The organism is uncultured Aquimarina sp. (assembly GCF_947495315.1).
Classification (GTDB): domain Bacteria; phylum Bacteroidota; class Bacteroidia; order Flavobacteriales; family Flavobacteriaceae; genus Aquimarina.
Genome location: NZ_CANLYD010000005.1, coordinates 333,120 through 354,742 on the forward strand (window position 1 = coordinate 333,120; position 21,623 = coordinate 354,742).

Consider the following 21,623-nt stretch of genomic DNA (forward strand, 5'->3'; position numbering starts at 1 on the left):
ACATGGCAATTATAGGATCATTAATAAAAGGAGCAATTGAGTTAAAAGGGGCATTAACCTCTGAACCCAATCATATAGAAGCGCAACAAAAAATACTGGAGATGCTATTAAAAACAGCTTCTGATACTGCCTTTGGTAAAACATATGAGTTCAATAAGGTTCTCGAATCAGAAGATTTACAAAAAGCATACGCTGATAAAGTACCTTATTTCGACTACCATCAGTTACATAAAGAATGGTGGTCTAGAGTGATTGATGGTGAAGAGGATGTAACCTGGCCAGGTAATCCTGATTATTTCGCATTGAGTTCTGGTACTACTGGAAAAAAAAGTAAACGTATTCCGGTTACAAATGATATGATTGAAGCCATTCGTAATGCAGGAGTTAAACAAGTTGAAGCATTATCTAATTTTGATTTACCTGCAGAATTCTTTGAAAAAGAAATCATGATGTTGGGGAGTTCTACTGATTTACAAGAAAAAGATGGACATCTCGAAGGAGAAATCAGTGGTATTAGTGCTAGCAATATTCCTTTTTGGTTTGAAGGGTTTTATAAACCTGGTCGTGATATTGCAAAAATTGATGATTGGGATAAACGCGTTCAGCTTATTGCAGAAAAAGCAAAAGATTGGGATATTGGAGCATTGAGTGGTATCCCATCCTGGATGGAGTTAATGCTTCAGAAAGTTATTGACTATCACAATGCTGAAACTATACACGATATTTGGCCAAACTTACAAGTCTATACTTCTGGAGGAGTAGCTTTTGCACCTTATGAGAAAAGCTTTAATAATTTATTGGAACATCCCATTACCGTAATCGATACATATCTCGCTTCAGAAGGATTTATAGCCTATCAAGAACGTCCAGAAACTGATGCGATGAAGTTAATTACAGATAATGGTATTTATTTCGAATTCGTTCCTTTTCAACCGGAATATATCAACCAAGATGGGTCCTTAAAACAAGATGCACCCTCAATCACATTAGCAGAAGTAGAAACAGATCAGGATTATGTGTTATTAATAAGTACTGTTTCTGGTGCTTGGAGATATATCATTGGGGATACCATAGAATTTACGGATGTAGCTAGAGTTGAAATTAGAATTACTGGGCGTACTAAGTTTTTCTTAAATGTTGTTGGCTCGCAATTATCAGTTAATAAAATGAATACCGCTTTACGAGAAATTGAAGGAAAGTTTGATATCGAAGTTCCCGAGTTTACGTTAGCAGCGACAAGGATTAATGACGAGTTTCATCATCATTGGTATTTGGGTACGGAAACTTCTGTAGAAAACAACGTTCTAGCGGAAACGCTAGATGAGGTACTTAAAAAAGCTAACAAGAATTATAGAGTAGCCCGAAGCAAGGCTTTAAAAGGAGTAAAAGTGACAACAGTGCCGATGTCCATATTTTCAGAATGGAGTGGGGCACAAAAGAAAAAGGGAGGACAGGTAAAAATGGAACGTGTTATGTCTGAAGAAAAGTTTGCGGAATGGGAAACCTTTGTGTCAGAAAATATTTCAAATTAAAAAAATCGGTCTATGAACTATAAATATATAACTCTTATTATACTTACTGTTTTTGTTTCTGGTTGTGCATTGTATGAACCAAAATACAGAGAACCTTTTGATGATTCTGTAGCACTGGAAGAAAAAGAAATAGAAAAAACTTTTTATCTAATTGGAGATGCTGGATATGCAAAACCAGATCAGAGTACCTCTGCACTATTGGCTTTAGAAAAATATCTAGAGAATCATAAACAAAAAGGAAACTATACCATTTTTCTTGGGGACAATATATATCCTGATGGAATGCCTAAAAAGGATAAAAAAGACAGAAAAATAGCAGAACATCGTTTAGATGCTCAAATAGATGCTGTAAAAAATTTTGATGGGCAAGTTTATTTCATTCCTGGCAACCATGATTGGTATAATGAGGGCTTAAAAGGATTAGAGCGAGAGGAAAAGTACTTTGAGGAGAAATTAAAAGATAAGAAAGTGTTTAGGCCATCAAAAGGTTGTGCACTGGAAAGTATAGAAATTACAGATAATATCCAATTGATTATTCTAGACTCACAATGGTATCTTGAAGATTGGGATAAACATCCAACAGTTAATGATAATTGTCCAGAGATCAAAACTCGCGAGGCGATGTTTCTTGAGGTAGAAAGTGAATTCAAGAAAAATCAGGATAAAACGATTCTTTTTGCTTTACACCATCCCTTATATACTAATGGCGTTCACGGAGGTAAATATGCTCCTGTTAAACACCTATATCCATCACAAAAAAAAGTGCCAGTACCTATTTTGGGATCACTGGCCATGCAAATCCGTACAGCAGGAGCAATATCCACTCAGGATAATCAGAACAAGCAATATAAATCTTTGGTGCAGCGATTAGAAACATTGGCTAAAGGATCAGAACGAATCATTTTTGCTTCGGGTCACGAACATTCTTTGCAGTATATAGAACATAATGGAATCAAGCAGATTGTCTCTGGAGCTGGAGCTAAAAATTCATACGCTACTTTAAGTAATGATGGACTTTTTGCTTATGGAGGACAAGGTTTTGTAAAGCTAGATGTTTATAAAGATGGAGCTGTATGGGCTTCGTTTTTTGGCAGTAAAAATAATAAGCCAGAATTGCTTTTCAAGAAAGAAATTTATGAAAAAACTCCAACATATGATCTTTCTTCTATTTCTGAAATAACCCAACCAACTATTGCTGCTTCGATTTATGAAAAAGAAGGTACTGATCGAACTGAGTTTTATGAAAGCATTTGGGGGGATCATTATAGAGATTTATATGGTACAAAAATCCAAACTAAAGTTGCTATTTTGGATACATTATATGGAGGGTTAGAAGTCGTGCGTAAAGGAGGAGGACATCAAACTAGATCATTACGGTTAAAAAGAAAAGATGGTAAAGAGTACAATATGCGAGCTCTAAAAAAGAGTGGTATAAAGTTTTTACAATCTACTGTTTTTCAGAATAACTATGTAGAAGAATCTTTAGAAAACACTATTTCAGAAGATATTCTGTTGGATTTTTATACAGCAGGACATCCATATATTTTTACAGTAATTCCGGAATTATCAGATGCTGTTGGAATTTTTCATACGAATCCTAAGCTGTATTATGTTCCAAAACAAAATGCTTTAGGAAAATACAACGTTGATTATGGAGACGAATTGTATATGATTGAGGAACGACCTGAAGAGAATCATAAAGATTTAGCTTCCTTTGGAAAACCTGATGACATAGAAAGTACTTCGGATGTATATGAAAGATTGAGAAGAGACGAAAAATATAAAATAGATGAATCATCGTACATAAGAGCCAGAATTTTTGATATGTTAATTGGAGATTGGGATCGGCATCAAGATCAATGGAGATGGGCAGAATATGAACAGGAAAATGGAGATCATATTTTTAAACCTATACCGAGGGATAGAGATCAGGCCTTTTCTAATTTTGATGGAGGGTTTTTAGGAACTCTGAGAGGATTAATGGGATTTGCAAATCAATTTCAGGTTTATGATGAGGAATTAAAAGATGTAAAGTGGATTAATTCTTCTGCTACTAGATTAGATCGTACTTTGATTAGAAATAGTGGAAGAGATGAGTGGCTAAAGCAAGCAAAATACATACAACAAAATCTTACAGATACAGCTATAGAAAGTGCTTTTCTGAATATTCCTACTGAAGCAAAAGGAGAGGACTTAGATAATATTAAGAAGAACCTAAAAGGAAGAAGACAAAATATAGTTGATATCGCAGATCGATACTATGATTATCTTACTAGTCTAGCTATTGTAATGGGTACGGATAAAGATGATCTTATAGAGATTCATCGGATGAAGAAAGGGAAGACTAGAGTAACAGTTTCCAGAATTAAGGATGGTCTAAAAGGGAAAATTGTAAGTGATAAAATATTTGATAAGAAAGAAACCAAAGAAATTTGGATTTATGGGCTAGATGATGATGATGTTTTTGAGTCAAGTGGAAAAGCAGATAATCCAATAAAAATCAATATTATTGGAGGGCAGAATAACGACATTTATCGATTTAAAAAAGGTCGTAAAATTGCTGTGTATGATCACAAGAGTAAGCCTAATACCATTGAGAAAAAAGGTGGAGCAAGAATTAGATTTACAGATAATTATCAAATTAATAATTTTGATAAGAATGAAGGTGTGTTAACTACTTCTTCTGTATTACCAGTCATTGGTTTTAATCCAGATGACGGCGTGCGTATAGGTCCGATGGCAGTGTATACGATTAATGGATTCCATAGAAATCCTTTTTCCAGTAGTCATAGTTTTTCTGGTGGATATTATTTTGCGACACAGGGTTTTGACCTAGGATATCGTGGCGAATTTGCAGGGATATTAGGAGATTATAATATGTTGATTGGTCTTAAATACACTAGTCCTAGTTTTGCAATAAATTTCTTTGGCTTTGGAAATGAGACAGAAAATAATCAAGATGAATTAGATTTTGATTATAATCGAGTGAGATTAAGCACTTATGGAGTTTCTCTAGGAGCAGTTAAAAATGGACGTTTAGGTAGTTACTTTGAATATAAAGGTTCTATAGAAGGTATAGAGGTGGATGATACTCCAGATCGTTTTATCACTCAGGAAGCAGGTTTACAAAATCCAGAAGCTTTTGATCGCAAATGGTTTGCTGGATTGGATGGAACCTATAGATATGAAAGTTATGATGTGGTTGTCAACCCTACCAGGGGAATGAAATTTGAAGTTAACGTTGGGGGAAGAATGAATGTGGAAGATACTGATCGAACTTTTGGGTATATCAAACCATACCTTGGGTTTTATAACGCACTAACCCGTAATCGTAATTTGGTTCTCAAAACTGCTGCTCAAGGACAATTTAATATCGGAGAAAATTATGAATTTTATCAAGCGGCACAATTGGGTGATGAGAACTTGTTAAGAGGTTATCGAACGGAGCGTTTTACAGGACAATCTTCACTGGCCGGTAGTGCAGATATTCGATATAGTTTTAATCAATTTAAAACTCGAATTCTACCATTACAAATTGGAATATTTGTTGGAGGCGATACAGGTCGAGTGTGGATTGCTGATAATGATACTTCTGATAAATGGCATAGTGATTATGGAGGTGGTTTTTGGATAAATAGTGCGAATGCCATGAGTGGAACTTTTAATCTATTTACTGGAGAAGACGGAGCCAGATTTTCATTTTCTTTTGCTTTTAAATTTTAAAACATTTTATGATTAAGCATATACTACTTCTTATATTATTGGTTATTACAGTATCTGTTAAATCTCAGGTTTCTGATCTTGCACGAGTAGAATATACTTTTTTTCCGCAAAAGGATAGTGACAACTCTTTTAGGAGACTCAGAGTATTTGCTAAATATCCAATAAAATTGAATAATAAAGGAAGCTATCTGGTACCAGGTATCGAATATAGAAACGTGAATTTTATTTATAGAGATGAAACTGATTTTGATACTAATGAATTAGAACGGTTCAGTTCGTTTGAGGGTAGTCTGACATACACTTTTTTGTTAAAAAACAACTGGCGCTTTGCAGCACAGACGGGAGCTATAGTAGCTTCTAATTTTGAGGGAGAAGGGGTAGGTGCGGAAGATATTTTGTTTACAGGTTCGATTTTTTTCGTAAAGGATAAAACAAAAGAGGCTGTCTCAAAACCTTGGCGCCTTATTTTGGGGATGCGATATTCTACAACCGCTGGAAGACCTTTTCCATTACCGTTTATAAATTATTATCGGGAGTTTCGTCCTAATTGGTCGTTTGTTTTAGGAGTCCCAAAATCTAATATTAAGTATCGCTTTAAAAAGAAAAATGCTTTCCAGAGCTTTGTTACATTAGATGGCTTCTTCGCTAATATTCAAAATAATCGAAATTTCACCGATATCGTAACCTCCGAAGAGAAAATAGCGAACAATATTTCAATGACAATTGTACTTGCTGGACTAGGATATGAAAGATATCTCTCGGATCACTTGGTTTTATATTCTTATGCTGGTTTTACGGTTGTAAATGATATACGTTTACGTAATGATGATCAGGAAAATGTACTCACAATTAATGATCAAAATAGTTTTTATATTCGAGGTGGGTTAAAGTTTAAAATATAGTATAAATTATTTCATTAATAAATCATAAAACCGACTCCAACGGATAATACAGAGCTATATACTTCTAAATCATCAATAATTTCTGATAGCCCATAACTGTATCTGGCTTGTATGAAAAATCCATTTTTGAATTTGTATTCAATCCCAGAGGCTAATTGAAAGTCAAAATTTCTTATAGCATCTAATTCTGGATCCACGTCATTTGCTAATAGTCTATTATTCACTTCTTCATCAATTTTAAACCCAAGTTGTATTCCTCCTTGTATATTAAGTCCTTCTAATAGGTAAGCTTTTGCCAGAATAGGAAATTGAATATAATCTATTTTCACCGCTATTTTTTCTGTTTGAAGCGATTCGTTAGATTTAAATCCTTGTCTTGAGTAGAATGCTTCTACCTGAAATCCAAATTTGTCAGTTAACATTGCTTCAACCGCTAATCCAGCATAAAAATCAGTTCTGAAATCAAGATCATCGATATTTTCTGAATATACAGTAGAAAAATTCGCACCTCCTTTAACGCCCATTAGAGCAGATTGTAGTGGGTAATCCTGAGCACAGGCAGTGGAAAATAAGAGAATGGTTATTATAAGGAATAAGGGTGTTTGTTTCATTTTATAGTATGAGATTAAGAAATTTTAAATTAAAACAAATCAGATTGATTGGTTAACTCAAATAGCACATTCTTTAACCTTTTCGAGGATTCAGTAAACAATAAGGCTCACCATTTGGTGGGCCTTATTGCTCATCATTGTATTAGTAAAAGCTCTCTAAAACATAAATCCAATACCAGCCGAGAAAGTAGAATTATGCGCATCGGTATCTTCTACTACTTCAGAAAAGCCATAGGTATATCTTGCCTGGATAAAAAAGCTTTTGGCAAATTTGAATTCTGCACCAGCAGCCAATTGAAAATCAAAATCTTTAATACGATCAGTGTCAAAATCTCCACCATCTCCTGTTGGATCAGTATCAATCTCTTCATTAATTTTAAATCCAAATTGAGGTCCTGCATGAATGTTTAATCCTTCGATCAAATAGATTTTTGCTAAAAGTGGCACTTGGATATAATCAATTTGGAATTCTGCTTCAGGAGTCACTGTTACTCCGGCAAAAGTTGTTTCTTCAATATCAAATCCTTGTCCAGAGTAGAAAACTTCTCCTTGTAGCGCAAATTTTTCTGTAACAAAAGTTTCTGCGACAAGACCTGCATAAAAACTTGTTCTAGAATTTGGATCCTCGAAATCATCTCCTGTAATCGTTGAAAAGTTGATACCAGCACGCGCTCCAAATTGAAATCTGTTTTCTACTTCTTGTGCAAATAGGGTTACACTGCAGAAAATAAAGCTTAAAAATAAAGTTGTTTTTTTCATCATTTTACATTTTTGTTTGTAATTTTTATTTGCTCAAAATTACAATGAACGCATATTGATGATTGACTCAAAAAACGGAGTTTTTAACCCATTCCATTAGAGAGATATAGTTTAACAGAATTTAAGAAATTATAAAAGAATACTTTGATGCTAATTATAACAAAGGACTAAAGAATCGTGCTATACCTTCAGATAATTTTCGTTTTATCCCCCGTTTTTTATAGGTTTCGTACTTCAATAATACACTCTCTCGGCAATCTGCGATAAAATCTTGACAAATGCTTTCTGTGATTGGGGTGTCATAGATTAAGGCATTAGTTTCAAAATTATGTTCAAAACTTCGGTGATCAAAATTACCTGAACCAACAGAAGCAATTTCACCATCCATTATGATGACTTTGCTATGCAAGAAATCATCTTTTTGTTGGTAGATCTCGATTCCTAGAAACAATAATTCTTCAAAAAAGGATAGCATACTATATTTAGCCAACCAGGAATCTGATTTTTTTGGCACTAATAATTTAATGGTTACTCCACTTAGGGCTGCTATTCTAAGAGCTTCAAGCATCGCATTGTTTGGAATAAAGTATGGGTTAGAAATATAAATATATTCTTCAGCGAGATTAATCATGGTAATATATTGCTGCATAATCGAAGGATGATCTGCATCAGGCCCGCCTGCTACAATCTGAACCGCTACATCTCCCTGTTTCTTAGTTTCGGGAAGGTATTTATTGGTTAATAATAACTCCTCATTACTAGCAAAATAATAATCTTTTATAAACACTCGATGCAAGCTATCCACTGCTGGACCATTCAGATATAAATGTGTGTCATCCCAAATTCCCAGTTCTGATTTGGGATTAATATATTTATCAGAAATATTAACGCCTCCTGTAAAACCAACTTTACCATCTATGATTATAATTTTCCGGTGGTTACGATAATTTAAAGTAAACAAAATACTCCCAAAATGTAGCGGCATTATTGGGTATACACTGGCTCCAATATCCTTAAATTTTTTAATTGCTTTTTTACGCAATGAATAACTACCAATTGCATCATATAAAATTCGTACTTCGACATTGTTTTCCAGTTTTTCTTTTAATAAAGAATAAAGTCTGTCAAATAATTCTCCTTCTTCAAAAATGTAGTATTGGAGGTGTATGAATTTCTCAGCTTTTTGTAGTTCTTTAAAAATAGAATCAAAAGTCTCTTTCCCATTTTGGAGTACTTTAACCTGATTTGCAGGTTGGGTAGCAAAATTTGAACTATTTCGTAATAATTTAGATAACTTCGAGCTCTTCTTATTTTCAAATTCTATTTTTTGTTCTTTGACTAATCGATTTCGAAAATTTTCATCATATAAACGCCTTCTAACGGTCTGTTTAAGTTTAAAAAACTTAAATCTTCTTCGGTTGATACCAAAAACAATATATAATATGATTCCTAAAAATGGAAAGATTAAGACAATAAGAAGCCAACTTAGGGATTTTGTAGGTCTGGAGCCATAAAGAATAATATGTAGAATAGCTAAAAGAGTGAGAGCGCTATATAAGCCAACTGCGATGATCATATTAATAATATTTTAAATGAGTATGACAATTGCTATGATTTTTAAATGAGTTACTATTTATAGCTATTGGACTACTAAAGTTTGGTAGTGGTTTTTATTTTTATTAAAAGTAAAAATTTAAATAGTATGGGAATCATTTCTACCGATAAAAATAAAATTACACTAATTTATAACTCAGGTATTTCATTAGGTAAGCAAACTTACAGTTACGTATGCACATCTGATAAAGATATCTTAGCCATTGACACTTCAAAAACCAATATTACAGGAACACAATGGTTGGAAATTGCAGATGGTCTTGATTTAGATATTTCGGATTTAATCCAGAGAGAATTTCCTAACTATAGAAAGTTGTACGATCCAAAAGTTAAACTCAAGCCAGGAGATTGGATAAAGGTCATTCAAAATCATCCAGAGGTAGTTTGGTTTCCTATTTTAATTATGGGAAATAATTTCTATCTAATTAAAACCCCTTCTGATTTTATTAATTTAACCGATGCAGATAGCGCTGATATCTCTAGAAATTTGTCTTAAAAAAATGTATTAAATTTTATTCGGAATTAAAGTAAATTATCTTTTTTTGAAATGTTTTCTTCAGGTATATTATCAAAGAAATTTACTACTAAACCTTGATCTTCTTTGAGGTTGTTTCTTTGTATAAAAGTTCCTTTTGATCCATTTATGGTTTTTAGTATGTATAGAACAGAGGTATCCGCTGGATTTTTGATTCCTTCAAAAAGGTATCTTGCGATTACATATACTTCGTTAGGTTTAAATTCTTTCGAATTAGAAACATCGATGAGTTTATGCTGATGTAAAATATAATCTGACGTATATCCTTTCTTTTTATAAATCTCTTTATATTTATTTTCATTGGCATCAAAATTTGATTCCATTAATTTATTTTTTATTATCCTATGATGTTAAAAATGATAAGAAAGTAGAAGCACATTAAGAAAAATAGTAGAAAAAAGAAAAGGATAGCATAGGTCGCTATTTTTTTATATCCTAATTTAAAAAGAAACACCCTTTTTAATCTTAACATAATTACTAATTCATAAAACGATTAGTACAAACAGGTAATTACTTATGAATTACCTGTTTGTAAAACAACCCTTTGCTTTATTATTATGATTAATTATCATCAGTTGCATCTTCAACAGCATCTTTTACCTCTTCTGCACCATCTTCCACTGCATCACCTACTTCTTCCACTGCATCTTCTACTTTTTCTCCTGTACTTTTCTTTTCTCTACAACTTGTACTTGCAACAATTAAACAAAGTGCTGCAAATGATATTATTATTTTTTTCATGATAATTAAATTTAAGGTTAGTTATGCTTTGAATCTTTTACCAAATATTAGAGATAAAATAAAGAGTACTATAAATATAAAGAATAAGATTTTAGCAATACTGGCAGCTCCTGCTGCAATACCTCCAAAACCGAATATACCAGCAACAATTGCCAGAATAACAAAGATAATAGTGTAACGTAACATAGTGATTGTTTTAATTAGTAATAGCTCTTTACTTTAGAGCAATTTGATTTTCAAATTTTTACAATGTAAATTTCTTAAATTATTAGGTACTGCATTAACTGTATCACTAAGATTGTTAACTCCATTGCAGTGCCAGAACTGTTTTTCACTCGAAATGATTAAATTAGAAGTATCTTTATGCTTATAGCTTTCAATAATCAAGATAGATGAAGAAAAAAATAGAAGTGCAAGACCATCACGTCAAAAATTTAGTTATTGATTTAGCTAATAGTCTTGGAATAGATTATGAGAATTCTCATCACGAATATTGTGTGCGATTACCTGAGGAATTTGGTTCGGGATATATGAAATCTTATCAGTTTGATTTTGGGATTGGAGTTGTCGAAACTGATTATTTATTGAAAAAGGAGTTTAACTATGAATTGGAGAAAGGAATTGTTCATCCTTTAAAAATCATGTTTAACAGGGAATCTGGTTTTTATCACAAGTTTGAAAATAGCGAAGAGTTTCATGAAATACGTAGACTAGAAAATGCAATGATTTCTAGTACTTCTAAAAACAATCATATCTTTAAAACTCCAGCGAATATACCTATTTGTATTTTTAGTATTGAGATCAATAGAAAATTATTTGAGGAAAAAATAGAATCTTTTTTACCGAATATGAACGAGGATCTTATAGAGTTGTTTAGAGATGTAAATGGGATCAATCAATTTTATTATAAGAATTATTATAGTCTTGAGATTTCTAAGTTTATTTCAGAATTTACAGAGTGCGAGCTCACCGGCTTTATGCGCCAAGTTTATCTGGAAGGAAAGGCTTACGAAATTTTAACCCATCAATTGCAACAATATCTTGATGATCTTAATGAACCAGATAAAAGATTGATTTTACGACAAGCTACTATAGAGAGTATAGAAGATGCCGTATCTATAATTAGAGAGGAAATCGATAGCATCGGCAATATCGTAGATATAGCAAAGCGTGTAGGGCTTAATCAAAATACATTGCAAAATGGTTTTAAGCAACTGTATAAAACATCAGTAAACGAGTATATCAAAAACTACAGAATAGATACAGCTAAGGAATTACTAGAATCTTCTGACCTTAATATTACTGAGATTACTTATAAAGTAGGTATCAACTCCAGAAGTTATTTTGCTAAATTATTTAAAAAACGTTTTGGTATAAGTCCAAAACAATACTTAAATCAGGTGCGGAATAAAAAAGATGATTCCAAATCTGCATAAAACGTTTAACGTTAATAAAATACTCAATAAAACTCTTTTTAACTGAGAAAATTCACTTTTGTATTAGTCTTAAACTGATCAATAGTGTTAGTATATGTTTCAAAATTGTTAATCCGTTTACTCTAAATCTAATTTCTTTGCACAAAGCATAAAATATAGCATAGAATTTAGAAAGAGAATGCAAAAAATTGAGATACATAGCATAGATGGTGTAGAAATTTTAGAACAACTTAATGTTCATTTGAAAGGAAAATTAACCAATCAATGGGGAGAACACGTTCTAGAGTTCGATAATGAATTCGGAAAAGGAGTTGTGCGTAGTATTGCATTTGATTGGGGAGTTTCTTTGGTAGATTACGATGTTAGTTTTGTTGAAGACACTAAAATTGTATTTAGTATTGAAAAAGCCAATCCTATAGAATTTATTTTTATATCCGAAGGTAAACTGGATTATACTAATAATACAGAGCAAAGGCCATATACTTTTGAACGTTATCAAAACATAATTATATCTACCCAAAAGTTTTCTAAAGAAACGTATGTTTTTCCTAAAACAGCCGCTGTTAAAGTCAATTTTATTTATGTTTTACCAGGCGAATATGCTAAGAAAAAGAATAACAACTTATCTTATTTAAGTAAAAGTTTATTCGCTGCTTTTACTGAAGAAAATGAAAAATCTCCATACAAACATTATGGTAATTATAACCTGAAGATAGCAGATCAGATCAAGCAGCTACAGGAAAGTTATGAAAGTGGTATCGTACGCACGCTATCTATCGAGGGGCAACTCAATTTGATTCTGGCAATGCAGATGCTGGAGCATAACAATTACGAAAATGGTTTAGCGTTGCCAGAATCACTTTCTAAAGAAGATATTAAAAAGATTCACAACTTATCTGGTTTTATCATTGATAATATTTCAGAACCATTGTCAGTTCAGTCTTTGGCAACTAAGGCCGGTATGAGTCCTAAGAAATTGCAACTTGGATTCAGAGTTTTATATTCTAAATCTGTAAACGAATATATAAGACAGTTAAAACTAGAAATATCCAGAGATTACATAAAAAATACAAATGATTCTATTTCTGAAATAGTGTATAATATAGGCTTTAAAAGTAGAAGTTACTTCTCGAAAATCTTTTCTGAACGTTACGGAATTTTACCAACGGAATATAGAAAAAAAATTAAAGCAAAGGATTAGGGTCAATAATTTACTTTTTTAGATTAAAAACTACACTGTTTTCTACCTTAAATTTACCTCAGAACCAAAACCTGATGATGCTTAATTGTGCATCAGGTTTTTGATTGATTAATGAATACTTAACCTAAATCGAAATCATTGAAATGAAGAATAAAAAAACAATAGTAAACCTCAGATTTAAATCAAATTTACCTACTGATGAAGTTTGTGAAATATCAACAAACCGAAAACAGATACTAAAAAACACCGAAGGACTAATTTCATTATTTTGTTATACAAATGAAGAGACTAAAACGATTGGTGGTACTTACATTTTTGAAAATATACAACTGGCACATCAGTATTTAGGGCAGTTTTTAACTCAAGGTATCGGACCAAAATATGGAATAATCCCGGTGACACTAAAGATAGATATTGGTTCTCTAAAAGATGAAATAAAAGGAAGTAATGTAGGGTAAAGCACTCCGTTATTAAACTAAAGGAATACCTTCATAGTAGACAGGTTCGAGCATGGATTCATAAGAGATATCATTCTTAAAAAATTCTTTAGCGATTGGATGTGCTTTCAATTTCAGCGCATTAGGGAGATTTAGGATATAATCGATTTCATCCATATCAGTTTTAGAATTTAACCAAACATCACTTAGATTATTAGGAACAAAGATAGGCATCGTAGTACTTAGATTTTGTATTTTGTTTACAACACCTGTCGTTTTTGTCATTAACATTGAACAAGTAATGAACCCATCATCTAGTATATTATAAATTCCCGCGATATAAAAAGGTTTTTTATCATCCAGATAAACATAATAAGGATATAGAGTCCCGTTGTGCAAATGATATATAAAAAAACCAGTTACAATAATAAGACAACGTCTTCTATAGTAAGGCTCTTTAAATATCCCTTTAGAATTTAAATTTTCTTTAGGGACATTTAAGGTGTCCAAAGCTTTTTGAAAATCGGACCATTCACCTTCATAGTTATTAGGTAGTAGTCCCCAAATAGCATATAATATATGATCTGGGTTATCCATTGTAATAATAGATAATGTAGCCTCTTGAGTACCATCGATTACTGAACTTGGGGTGTATAGCCTTGGAAATTTATACTTAATACCTAATTCATTTTCAATGAATTCTCTCTCCGCAATATTTGAAATTTTTTTATACATTATTATTAATTACTTGTGCAAGTAAATAAAAAATCAGGTGCTAAGTTAGCGCGTATCAATTAAATAATAACGCATTTAATAAGTTGAACGTTAAAAATTCATAATTATTTATTGATTTACACAATAACGATAAGTAAATACCCAAAAACGTTAAGCTATGGTATGTCAACTAACTACTTTTGTAGTACAGTTATATTGTATAACTATCTTAAAATCAATTATTAAATTATTACGAAGGGTATTATGGAAAAAATAGAAAATGATTTGGTGAGCGTTCCTTCTGAGTTAAATATTCTAAAGGAACATCTCCAAGGAAATATTACCGTCGATTATGATATTCATACGTTAACTTTAGATTCGGAAGTTGGAAAAGGGCAAGTTCGTTACACGAATTTGCAAAATGGTCTGCAAACGTTCGATTTCAACTTAAAACTACATAAAAATGTAGCGATCCCTATAGATTCGATTACATCAGAATCTCTTCAGTTTTTGTATTGTTTAGAAGGTCATTTATATCATCAATTTGAAGTGTTCGAAGAGATTACGAAAATAGAACAGTTTCAAACAGCAGTCGTTCATAGTGACCAAGGATTATCAAGCAGTATTTTAATCCCAAAAGATCAACATTTGATGCTCAATATTATCTGTATTAATAAAAAAGAATATTTCGATAAATTTAGCATACAGAATAACCAGTTTGGTAAAAAATTGCAAAGCTTATTATTTAATATAAAAACAAAGTCTAAACATTTTCATATTGGAGGTTATAACCTAAAAGTCGCAGAGCAATTAAAATTATTATTTGGGGTAGAGCATAGTAATGAAGTTTCTGAATTATTATCCCAAAAAGGGAGGTACTATCTGATCTTGGCAAAGCATATTGAACAGTTCCATGCAGAAATTGAGAATAACTCTAATACAAGTGGTTTGTTAAAAAATGAACTAAAGGCGATTTCTCAAGTAAGTGATTATATTAAACAGCATCCGGAAATACAGCATAGTATAAAATCATTATGTTTAGAATCTGGACTTTCTCCTGCAAAATTACAAGAAGGTTTTAAGTTTATTTTTCAAAGAACTGTTTCCGACTTCGTGAGAAATGTACGATTAGAAAAAGCAGAAAAATTGATAAAGACTACAGAGTTAACGATTTCTGAAGTCGTGTATTCGGTTGGATTAACTAGTAGAAGCTATTTTTGTAAAATTTTTAAGAAAAAGTACTCCTGTAGCCCAAAAGAATACAAATCAAGATAATTAATAGTGTTTCTGATTTGTTATAAGGTGTTTTTGGGATTAGAGCTAAAGTAGATGTTATATTTAGAGAAAACTATATCTCCTTTTTCTTTTGGCAATAAAAGCTCTTTGACTAATGAATTTTACATACAAAAAGAGATCATTAATATGTTAATGATCTCTTTTTGTATGTAAAAAAATAATGTATCTAGTGTAAGTCCTCTAATCTTTTAATTGAAGATAATCCTTGCAATATTTTATTTTTTTGCTGAGTTAATACTGTTTGTGTAGTTGGTGGTAATGTAGTTTCAGAAAGAACATCGTTGTATTCCTCCAATGCAGATTTCTCTCCTCTAATTGCTTCTTCTAACATAGACTCTTCATTGTCAGAGGATAAAAACGATTTTACATCCATCCACGCTCGGTGTGCTGACCCTGCAATACTTCCTCCTTTTTCAATTTCTTGACCAACGGATTTGAGTTCGGTTTTAAGCTCGTGACCAAAATCGTAACGCTCTTGAGCTTTTTGATTAAAGTAATTTTTTAATCCAGAGTGATTGGTGTTTTCAGCAGCTTTTTTAAATCCCTTTTCTGCATCATACGTCTTTTCTAATAAATCATTAAGTTTGTTTCCAACTTTTTCAGAATAAGTTGCCATAAATTTTAGTTTTAAGTGAACGATAATTATTTATAGATGCTGATCGATTAACATCTTATATTTAACGTTACCAGCCATTTTAAATGCCGGGCATTGTATCGTACTATCTTCTGTTTCTTTTTTTTCGCATTCCTGTTGTGACGACTATGATCACACCTGAAGCGAATCCACTTACAAATATCAATAGAAATTGAAGCCCCATTTCTTTTAAATTTTATACGAAGATAAAGTCGTCTTGTAATTTCTATTTGCTCAGATAAACGAAAAATTGACTCATTTAGAATTTAACTTTTTATAGCAAGACGCAAGCTTTTCAGCGGGTTTGAGTCAATAAGTTTTTTGATTGGATTAATGTATTTGGTATCTATAATTGATCTTGCAATAAAAAATTTATGATACGAAAAGGGAGTAAAGTTTCGTGGAAATGGGGTCAAGGTAAGTCAAACGGAAAGGTAGAGGAAACACATACTAGTAAGGTAACCAAAACCATAAAAGGAACTGAAGTAACCAGAATTGGCGAGGAAGGAAATAAAGCGCTTTATATACAACAAGATGACGGTGATTATGTGCTTAAAAGTGAAAACGAAGTTGATCGTATATAGTTAAATTGATATAGCTCAAAATTAGGACATGATAAAAAAAGGAGAAAAAGTAAGGTGGACTCAAGATCAAACTACCTTATTCGGTATTGTCGAAGAAACATATATGTACAAGATTACAAGAAAAATAAAGGAGAATTCGTTGGTCCGTTTTAGCAGTGCAAATAAGGCACTATATATTAAGAGTTCTGATGGTTCACATGTGCTGAAAGATTATACTGAGGTTATTTTATGCAGATAATTAGAATGACTGAAGAAAGCAATTTTAACAAACCAATAAAGAATAATAACTAATAAATCATAAAACTATGTCTTTTCTAACAATAATTTTGAACATTTTATTACCGCCATTAGCTGTTTTTTTAAAACATGGACTCGGAACTACGTTTTTAATTAGTCTGATATTAACTTTAATCGGATGGTTGCCTGGTGTCATTCATGCCTTTATAGTTAATAAATAAAGTCAGTGGTATGAATGTCAGAGGTGAATCACAAAAAGTATTAGGCGTTCTTTTTGAAGCGGAAATAAGATATTACAGAGCTGCAAGAGAGGTTCAGATTGTATCGCTTTCTCGATTTTTGAATTACCAGAGTATGCTAAGAAACAAATACGCTCATAAATTTGCTGAAGCACTTTCTTTTAATGAAGTGGTATGATATAAAAAAAGGTAGTATCACGCTAACAGTGTAAGTAAAAAAATCTGCTTCTCATTGTATTTAACGTTAGTTCGATATAAGAAAATTCACGTCAGTCAGAGTGTCCGCCTCAAGCGGATGTATCGGAGACCTGCCTACCTGTCGGATTGCAGGTAGGCAAGTGAATTTTCAATCAAAAGCCTAATTTCGATACCCTCCATAGGCAGGCAGGCTAATTTTTCTACGTTTCACTATGAAAAATTAAATCAATTTGACGGCTTTTTTAAACCAAATCGTTAGATCGAACTCACGTTATTTATAATTTTTCTTCACCATTCGGTGTTGATTTTCCATATTCTGATTTATAGATTTGAACCACTATTAAAAACAGACTAATTAATAGCGGACCAAAAATGAGTCCTATAAAGCCAAATAGAGGAACACCGACAATCACTCCAATAAGAGTTATTATTGGGTGTACATTATCTAATTTTTGTAAAACATATAGCCGGACTATGTTATCAGAAAACCCAACAACTACTAATCCGTATATTAAAATCCCCCAAGCTTGATAAACGTGTCCGGTGGAGTGTGTAATTATAAATACGGGCAATATACCAATGATCGTACCCACAAAAGGAATCATAGATCCAACGATTACTATAACGAACCAAAACAAAGGATCTTCTATACCAAATATCAGGAATCCAATAAGCGCAACAACTCCTTGTATGATGGCAACCAATGGAATACCAACGGCATTAGATCGAACCATTTTCTGGCTCTCGTCACCTATAATTTTTAAATTATCTTTGTTAATTGGTATATACTCAAAAAGAGATTCCCTTAATTTCCTTCTGTTCGTAAACATATAATAGAGGAGAAAATACATAATACCAATAGAAATAAATACATTAAAAGTGCCTCCGGCAAAGCTTTGCAAGTTTTCTGTAGTCCAATTAGAAATGGCTTCTGCGTCTAATTGTTCGCTTAGATCGTAGCCAATTTCATTTTCCCAAGTGTCCAACCTTCCCTTAAGTGCCACAATAACTTTTTCAAAATTATCTGCAACGTGTCCAATTTTGTTGCTCAACATAAGAATTAAACCCACTACAGGTACTAATATTCCTAAGAAAGAACCAATTAATAATGCTATTGCTGCAAGGTCTGGATGCCAGCCTTTGCGAACCAAAAGCACCATCCACTTTCGTAAAATGACATAAATGGTGATCGCTCCCAAAATACCGGATAGATACGGGAGGATTTCTCTAAATATAAGTCCGCCAATTAAAAATATAAGAAGTAATACAAAAACCTGCCGTATAATGTTTGGGCTAATATTTTTCATTTATAATTTTTGATTTATTCTTTAAAGATATCCTATTTTTCTTCTTCTTCTTTCATTAAATCAAAACCTTTAGGGAAATCTAATGTTCGTATAGGGAATGGGATGTTGATGTTATTTTTATCATATGCTTCTTTCATTAACATCATGGTTTCACTTTTAGCTTTAGCAACTTCCAAAGCAGAGGTAGAATTAATCCAAAAACGGAGTTCGTAGTTAATTGAACTATCCCCAAATTCTCTCCATAAGAATAAAACGTCATTTTTTTTCTGTACTGCTTCAAAATTAGAGACTATAGTTTCTTTTGTAAGTTTTTCGACAAATCTTAGGTCTGATTCATATCCAACACCACACTCAAGAATGACACGCGATTGTGCTGTAGTTGAGTAATTCTTAATTGGGTTGTCTACTACCAATTTATTAGGGATATATACTAAATTATTATCTACTTGCTTTATGGTAACGGCACGTAGATCTATATCGATAACTTCTCCTTCAAAGTCATTGGTTTCTATCCAGTCTCCAAATTTGATGTGTTTGATATACGAAAGGATTATACCTGAGTAGGTGTTGGCTAATGCTCCTTGTAATGCCAAACCAACGGCAAGACCAGCTACCCCAGCACCTGCAAGAATGGTGTTCAGTGCTTTATCCAGATTAAGAATACCCAAAATCAGAAATAATCCTATAATGACAACAGCAATAGATATAAATTTTGAAATCAGATTTTTCATCGATGGTTGAAGTCTGCTTTTATCGAGTATCTTTCGTGCTAGTTTGCTAATATATTTTGAAGCAATAAGTGCTACTATGAATACAAAGACTGCTATCAAAATATTGGGTAAGTTTACTACAATCGAGTCTAACCAAGATTCTAGTTTTTCATACATTTTATTCCAGGCATTGATTAGTTTGTCATTCATGTTTTTTTGATTTTTAGTGTTTAATATTTTTTAAAAATGTTGGTGTGTAGTCCGACAGTAATTTTAAAATAGCACCTTCTGTATTGGTGAAATAATCCTCTAATTGATCAGAAGGATCAATTCTGTTAAATACCTTTTCTATAGAACCATCTTTATAAGATGACTCTACGAAGGGATGCACATAGTATTTACGACAGATATTTCTAGTGTTTCCTAAACTGGTTGCAGCCATATCATATGCTTTTAGAATATTCTTTTGTATTTCTTTTTTATTTAGGGCTAATCAAAAATACCATTATATTATGCTCTTAAAATAAAAATGACCTCTTTAAATATATCTAAAGAGGCCATTTCGTCAACTAACCATATCTATCTGGAATTAGATATACTATTTAGTGAAAATCACTCTTGGTTTTTTTAAGCCTGCTTTAAAAGCATTAATGTCTTTTATGTATTTATACTGATCATTAAATACTCTGTCCGGCTTTTCTCCCATAATGATATGCTTTACGTTAAGGTCAGGAGCATTAAGAATTACACGATCAGAAACTCTTAGTTTTTTGTCCCCTAGATCTTGATCTAATTCTTTCAGACTAGAAATAACGTATAATTTATCGTTGGAAGCAATAATCTCTTTAATATCAATAGAGTGTTCTTTACCAGTTACTTCTGCCTCAACTGTTAGCGTAAGTTCTTCTTTCTCTCCACTATTCGGCATATCTACATCAACATAAGGTACTTCTACCTCTACTTCTTCCATTACCACAACAACTTTAGGGACCTTAACCATTTTAGTTCTTGTTCCTACATTCACATCAGCCCAATCAACATCAAATGTTGGAAGTTGCCCAGCTTCGGTATCAATATCTACATCTACATCAGGTAATTTTGCTTCTTTTTTTTGCTGTATATCACAGCTTGTTACTAAAAGAATGATCATTAATATTCCTGCAAATTTTTTCATAATTAAAAGGTTTTTTAGTTTAAAAATTAAGGGCTACTTATTTTAACACATCACATTTGCCCTAATGATATTTTACGTTTTTGATTTTAGTAGCCCTTATTTCTATTTGTTACAAGGCAAAGGTAGATTTCAAGGAGTGATAAACTGTGCGCATATACAATTTTCCTTGACTGTTTTGGTAGTTAGGTGAATTAGGTACAAAGTATTCTGTATTTGGTATTGAGTTAAAAAATATAGTGATTGCACAACGGCATCATATATTAATTCGTGAACTTGTAACTCAAAATAATTCTTAAAACTAAAATAATATGAGCTCTACAAAACAACCTGATTTTTCTAATCTGAAAGCATTATACATTAACTGTACTTTAAAAAGTTCTAATCAAAAAAGCAATACTGAAGGACTTATGAATGTATCTATGGATATTATGAAATCCGAAAATGTAAGAGTAGAATATCTTCGATTAGTAGATTATGATGTTGCTTATGGGTTAATGCCTGATATGAAGGATGAAGGAAAAGAAAAAGACGATTGGCCGGAAATCTATGACAAAATAATGGATGCTGATATCCTAATTATAGGAACACCTATATGGTTAGGAGAAAAATCATCTGTCGCCACCAAATTAATTGAAAGATTGTACGGAATGAGTGGTAAAACTAATAAAAAAGGACAGTATATTTATTATGGAAAAGTTGGTGGGTGTGTCATCACAGGTAATGAAGATGGAATAAAGCACTGCGCGATGGGAATCCTATATGCTTTACAGCATTTGGGTTACAGTATACCTCCACAAGCGGACTGTGGATGGATAGGAGAAGCAGGTCCCGGACCAAGTTACCTAGACGAAGAGTCTGGTGCAAAGAACAATGCTTTTACCAATAGAAACACTACCTTTATGACTTATAATTTACTTCATTTAGCTGCTATATTAAAGAATAATAATGGTTATAGCTCATATGGTAATTCTAGAGAAGATTGGGATGATGGTACACGATGGAATTTTGAAAACCCTGAATATCGCTAATCTATTATATT

Annotated in this window: 25 protein-coding genes; 13 read left to right on the forward strand and 12 right to left on the reverse strand. The window is 32.3% G+C overall.

What is annotated here, in order from left to right; translation table 11 throughout:
- Positions 1-2 precede the first annotated feature (2 nt).
- Genes Q0910_RS11490 through Q0910_RS11500 form a run of 3 tightly spaced genes read left to right on the forward strand, consistent with a single transcriptional unit; the run spans position 3 to position 6,157 of the window.
- Positions 3-1,532 (forward strand): GH3 auxin-responsive promoter family protein, encoded by a 1,530-nt coding sequence (locus Q0910_RS11490; RefSeq protein ID WP_299216227.1) that lies wholly within the window; start codon positions 3-5, stop codon positions 1,530-1,532.
- A 12-nt stretch (positions 1,533-1,544) separates the two neighbouring features.
- Positions 1,545-5,255 carry a metallophosphoesterase gene (locus tag Q0910_RS11495; RefSeq protein WP_299216230.1) on the forward strand — a complete coding sequence of 1,237 codons (3,711 nt, stop codon included), beginning with the start codon at positions 1,545-1,547 and terminating at the stop codon, positions 5,253-5,255.
- 8 nt (positions 5,256-5,263) lie between these two features.
- Complete coding sequence (locus Q0910_RS11500) at positions 5,264-6,157, forward strand: hypothetical protein (RefSeq protein WP_299216233.1); 894 nt, start codon at positions 5,264-5,266, stop codon at positions 6,155-6,157.
- A 14-nt stretch (positions 6,158-6,171) separates the two neighbouring features.
- On the opposite strand, the gene Q0910_RS11505 is transcribed toward Q0910_RS11500, so the two are convergent.
- The 3 genes from Q0910_RS11505 to cls form a co-directional block, all read right to left on the reverse strand.
- A complete protein-coding gene (locus Q0910_RS11505) occupies positions 6,172-6,768 on the reverse strand; it encodes a porin family protein (RefSeq protein WP_299216236.1) in 597 nt (198 codons plus the stop codon).
- Positions 6,769-6,924: 156 nt separating this feature from the next.
- Positions 6,925-7,527, reverse strand: a complete 603-nt coding sequence (locus tag Q0910_RS11510; RefSeq protein ID WP_299216238.1) for a porin family protein — start codon at positions 7,525-7,527, stop codon at positions 6,925-6,927.
- A gap of 154 nt (positions 7,528-7,681) precedes the next feature.
- The gene (gene cls, locus Q0910_RS11515; RefSeq protein WP_299216241.1) at positions 7,682-9,103 is read right to left on the reverse strand and encodes a cardiolipin synthase; all 1,422 of its coding nucleotides are present in this window, start codon (positions 9,101-9,103) and stop codon (positions 7,682-7,684) included.
- Positions 9,104-9,229: 126 nt separating this feature from the next.
- Between cls and Q0910_RS11520 the strand changes: the two genes are divergently transcribed.
- A complete protein-coding gene (locus Q0910_RS11520) occupies positions 9,230-9,637 on the forward strand; it encodes a hypothetical protein (RefSeq protein ID WP_299216244.1) in 408 nt (135 codons plus the stop codon).
- Positions 9,638-9,663: 26 nt separating this feature from the next.
- On the opposite strand, the gene Q0910_RS11525 is transcribed toward Q0910_RS11520, so the two are convergent.
- From Q0910_RS11525 to Q0910_RS11535, 3 genes are all read right to left on the reverse strand, one after another.
- A complete protein-coding gene (locus tag Q0910_RS11525; RefSeq protein WP_299216247.1) occupies positions 9,664-9,999 on the reverse strand; it encodes a hypothetical protein in 336 nt (111 codons plus the stop codon).
- 238 nt (positions 10,000-10,237) lie between these two features.
- Positions 10,238-10,417 carry a hypothetical protein gene (locus Q0910_RS11530; RefSeq protein ID WP_299216250.1) on the reverse strand — a complete coding sequence of 60 codons (180 nt, stop codon included), beginning with the start codon at positions 10,415-10,417 and terminating at the stop codon, positions 10,238-10,240.
- Positions 10,418-10,438: 21 nt separating this feature from the next.
- Complete coding sequence (locus tag Q0910_RS11535; RefSeq protein ID WP_118461219.1) at positions 10,439-10,603, reverse strand: DUF1328 family protein; 165 nt, start codon at positions 10,601-10,603, stop codon at positions 10,439-10,441.
- Between the two features lie 206 nt (positions 10,604-10,809).
- Here Q0910_RS11535 and Q0910_RS11540 point away from each other — a divergent pair, with 206 nt between their 5' ends.
- The 3 genes from Q0910_RS11540 (at position 10,810) to Q0910_RS11550 (ending at position 13,512) form a co-directional block, all read left to right on the forward strand.
- Positions 10,810-11,853, forward strand: a complete 1,044-nt coding sequence (locus Q0910_RS11540; protein WP_299216252.1) for an AraC family transcriptional regulator — start codon at positions 10,810-10,812, stop codon at positions 11,851-11,853.
- A gap of 178 nt (positions 11,854-12,031) precedes the next feature.
- Positions 12,032-13,054 carry an AraC family transcriptional regulator gene (locus Q0910_RS11545; RefSeq protein ID WP_299216256.1) on the forward strand — a complete coding sequence of 341 codons (1,023 nt, stop codon included), beginning with the start codon at positions 12,032-12,034 and terminating at the stop codon, positions 13,052-13,054.
- A gap of 143 nt (positions 13,055-13,197) precedes the next feature.
- A complete protein-coding gene (locus Q0910_RS11550; protein ID WP_299216259.1) occupies positions 13,198-13,512 on the forward strand; it encodes a YdhR family protein in 315 nt (104 codons plus the stop codon).
- Positions 13,513-13,524: 12 nt separating this feature from the next.
- Here the strand turns inward: Q0910_RS11550 and Q0910_RS11555 are convergent, their stop codons facing one another.
- Complete coding sequence (locus Q0910_RS11555) at positions 13,525-14,226, reverse strand: SOS response-associated peptidase family protein (RefSeq protein WP_299216261.1); 702 nt, start codon at positions 14,224-14,226, stop codon at positions 13,525-13,527.
- Between the two features lie 243 nt (positions 14,227-14,469).
- Here Q0910_RS11555 and Q0910_RS11560 point away from each other — a divergent pair, with 243 nt between their 5' ends.
- The gene (locus tag Q0910_RS11560) at positions 14,470-15,480 is read left to right on the forward strand and encodes an AraC family transcriptional regulator (RefSeq protein ID WP_299216264.1); all 1,011 of its coding nucleotides are present in this window, start codon (positions 14,470-14,472) and stop codon (positions 15,478-15,480) included.
- Positions 15,481-15,667: 187 nt separating this feature from the next.
- Here the strand turns inward: Q0910_RS11560 and Q0910_RS11565 are convergent, their stop codons facing one another.
- Positions 15,668-16,117, reverse strand: coding sequence for a PA2169 family four-helix-bundle protein (locus Q0910_RS11565; RefSeq protein WP_299216267.1), 450 nt, complete (start codon positions 16,115-16,117; stop codon positions 15,668-15,670).
- A 392-nt stretch (positions 16,118-16,509) separates the two neighbouring features.
- Between Q0910_RS11565 and Q0910_RS11570 the strand changes: the two genes are divergently transcribed.
- From Q0910_RS11570 to Q0910_RS11585, 4 genes are all read left to right on the forward strand, one after another.
- Entirely contained in the window at positions 16,510-16,719 is a 210-nt protein-coding gene (locus Q0910_RS11570) for a DUF2945 domain-containing protein (protein WP_299216270.1), read from the forward strand.
- A gap of 28 nt (positions 16,720-16,747) precedes the next feature.
- The gene (locus Q0910_RS11575) at positions 16,748-16,957 is read left to right on the forward strand and encodes a hypothetical protein (RefSeq protein WP_299216273.1); all 210 of its coding nucleotides are present in this window, start codon (positions 16,748-16,750) and stop codon (positions 16,955-16,957) included.
- A gap of 67 nt (positions 16,958-17,024) precedes the next feature.
- Positions 17,025-17,177: a YqaE/Pmp3 family membrane protein gene (locus tag Q0910_RS11580; protein ID WP_299216276.1), complete on the forward strand. Its 153-nt coding sequence runs from the start codon at positions 17,025-17,027 to the stop codon at positions 17,175-17,177.
- Between the two features lie 10 nt (positions 17,178-17,187).
- Positions 17,188-17,373, forward strand: coding sequence for a hypothetical protein (locus Q0910_RS11585; protein ID WP_299216279.1), 186 nt, complete (start codon positions 17,188-17,190; stop codon positions 17,371-17,373).
- A gap of 295 nt (positions 17,374-17,668) precedes the next feature.
- Here the strand turns inward: Q0910_RS11585 and Q0910_RS11590 are convergent, their stop codons facing one another.
- The 4 genes from Q0910_RS11590 to Q0910_RS11605 all read right to left on the reverse strand — a co-directional run bounded on the left by Q0910_RS11590 (position 17,669) and on the right by Q0910_RS11605 (position 20,584).
- Positions 17,669-18,700, reverse strand: a complete 1,032-nt coding sequence (locus tag Q0910_RS11590; RefSeq protein ID WP_299216282.1) for an AI-2E family transporter — start codon at positions 18,698-18,700, stop codon at positions 17,669-17,671.
- Positions 18,701-18,732: 32 nt separating this feature from the next.
- Complete coding sequence (locus Q0910_RS11595) at positions 18,733-19,620, reverse strand: mechanosensitive ion channel (RefSeq protein ID WP_299216285.1); 888 nt, start codon at positions 19,618-19,620, stop codon at positions 18,733-18,735.
- A gap of 13 nt (positions 19,621-19,633) precedes the next feature.
- Positions 19,634-19,852, reverse strand: a complete 219-nt coding sequence (locus Q0910_RS11600; protein ID WP_149627457.1) for a hypothetical protein — start codon at positions 19,850-19,852, stop codon at positions 19,634-19,636.
- Positions 19,853-20,008: 156 nt separating this feature from the next.
- Positions 20,009-20,584 carry a hypothetical protein gene (locus Q0910_RS11605; RefSeq protein WP_299216290.1) on the reverse strand — a complete coding sequence of 192 codons (576 nt, stop codon included), beginning with the start codon at positions 20,582-20,584 and terminating at the stop codon, positions 20,009-20,011.
- Between the two features lie 308 nt (positions 20,585-20,892).
- Here Q0910_RS11605 and Q0910_RS11610 point away from each other — a divergent pair, with 308 nt between their 5' ends.
- A complete protein-coding gene (locus Q0910_RS11610) occupies positions 20,893-21,612 on the forward strand; it encodes a flavodoxin family protein (protein WP_299216293.1) in 720 nt (239 codons plus the stop codon).
- Positions 21,613-21,623: the final 11 nt, after the last annotated feature.